Below are 1,650 nucleotides of genomic sequence, written 5' to 3'. Positions count from 1 at the left end.
GTCCAGAAGCGCAGTGGCGAAGCCCAGGTCCAGGCATTCGTCAGCGGTCAGGTACGTGTCCTTCGCCATGATTTCGGCGGCCTTGGCTTCGTCAGCACCCATGCGGTCCATGTAGATGTTGCGCAGAGAGCCGTCCACCTTGTCCAGCCAGTTGGCCGCGTCGCGCATGTCTTCCGAGGTGCCGGCTGCGATGGTCGAAGCCTGGTGCACCATGGCGAACGTGTTCTTGGGCATCTCGCGCTTGTCGCCTGCGAGGGCGATGATCGAGGCGATGCTGGCTGCGATGCCGGTCACGCGGGTGGTGACGGTCTTGCCGTCCTTGGCCCAGGAGCGCAGCATGTTGTAGATGCCCAGGCCGGCCATCACGTCACCGCCAATCGAGTTGATCTCGACCACCAGTTCGTTGCCTTCGACAGCATCCAGTTGGGCACGGAAATCTTTGGCCTGGGTGCCCCAGAAGCCGATTTCCTCGTCTAGCGCCAAGACCGCGGGCTTTTTACCCGCCTTGGCTGTGAATTTGAAACAGGGGCGCATGCGCAGTCCTTTGCTGAATGCTGCGCATTGTGTTGATCCCTGCGTTATTCACCTCTGCGGCACAATTTCGGACGACGCTCTCAGGCCAGTTCGGCAGGACGTGTTTCGGTCTCGATGGGGGCGGCGCGGCGCCAGCGGTGCGAGCTGGTGAGCAGCCCGACAAACACCGTGACCACGAAAAACATACCTGCGGGCGTGGGCCATGTGCCGAAGATGAACGGCTGAAATCCGTATGCGCAGGCGCCGGACAGCAGCAGGGTGTATTTGAGACGGACGAGCTTGCGNGCGGGCGTGGGCCATGTGCCGAAGATGAACGGCTGAAATCCGTATGCGCAGGCGCCGGACAGCAGCAGGGTGTATTTGAGACGGACGAGCTTGCGAATGCCTACGTGCATGACCGACAAGCGGCAGATGCAGACAACCATGATCGCCCCGCAGACGACCGTGTTCAGCAGGGCCCAGAGGTGGGAATTCATCTCAGTCGTCCTTTTTCGGTGGTTGCTCGGTGCCGGTGCGCTTCTCCAGCAGGCGACCCAGCCAGGTCACGAACCACTCGCCGACCTTGGGCCAGCTATTGCCGACACCGCCAACCAGGAGGCCGACGGGGACCAGGAGCCAGTTGGCCTCTTGCCAGCCGAGCATATGCTGAACACCGGATGCAATCGGTACTGTAACCAACAAAGCGGTGCAATTGAGTTTCAAAAAGTACCAGAGGCCCTGCGCGCGGGTCATCGGCGGGCAGCGCCCAAGGCCCCAGCCAGCCCCCGTGGTAGCTGCAAGGATGATGACGGCGTAGGGGCCAATCACCGCACTGAGTTGAGCCCCAAAGATGGAGGCCAGCAGCACGGTGAAGGCCGCAGTGGGGTCTAGATGTCGCATGGGTGGCGATTGTCGTCGGAAAATGTGCTGGTGGACTGCGGGCTGGTTTCGGATCAGATGTGATCGCCGCTCGGGTCGAACTGGTCGAGGTGCTGTTCCGCCCAAACGGCGACAGCCTTGCGCCAGCCGGTGCTTGTCTCGTTGTGGCGCTTCAGTCGGGCGGTGACAGTTCCCTCGCGCGGCAGTTCACCCAGAAGTACCGTGAGCACCAAGGTGTTTGCCAGAAAGTCCAATAGC

General features: G+C 61.7%; 3 protein-coding genes. All 3 read right to left on the bottom strand.

Going from position 1 to position 1,650, the window contains the following annotated elements; genetic code table 11:
* The coding region (locus I6E78_RS18295) for a head maturation protease, ClpP-related (RefSeq protein WP_197183099.1) at positions 1 to 534 on the bottom strand (534 nt) is incomplete at its 3' end.
* A gap of 477 nt (positions 535 to 1,011) precedes the next feature.
* A complete protein-coding gene (locus tag I6E78_RS18285) occupies positions 1,012 to 1,413 on the bottom strand; it encodes a hypothetical protein (protein WP_114488099.1) in 402 nt (133 codons plus the stop codon).
* A 53-nt stretch (positions 1,414 to 1,466) separates the two neighbouring features.
* A partial coding sequence (locus I6E78_RS18280) for a hypothetical protein (protein WP_197183097.1) occupies positions 1,467 to 1,650 on the bottom strand: 184 nt, incomplete at its 5' end.

Origin of the sequence: Pseudoalteromonas sp. NZS127, from assembly GCF_015864805.1 — a bacterium.
Taxonomy (GTDB): domain Bacteria; phylum Pseudomonadota; class Gammaproteobacteria; order Enterobacterales; family Alteromonadaceae; genus Pseudoalteromonas; species Pseudoalteromonas nigrifaciens.
The sequence above is the reverse complement of the archived record's forward strand: the minus strand, read 5'-3'. Positions and strand labels throughout refer to the sequence as shown.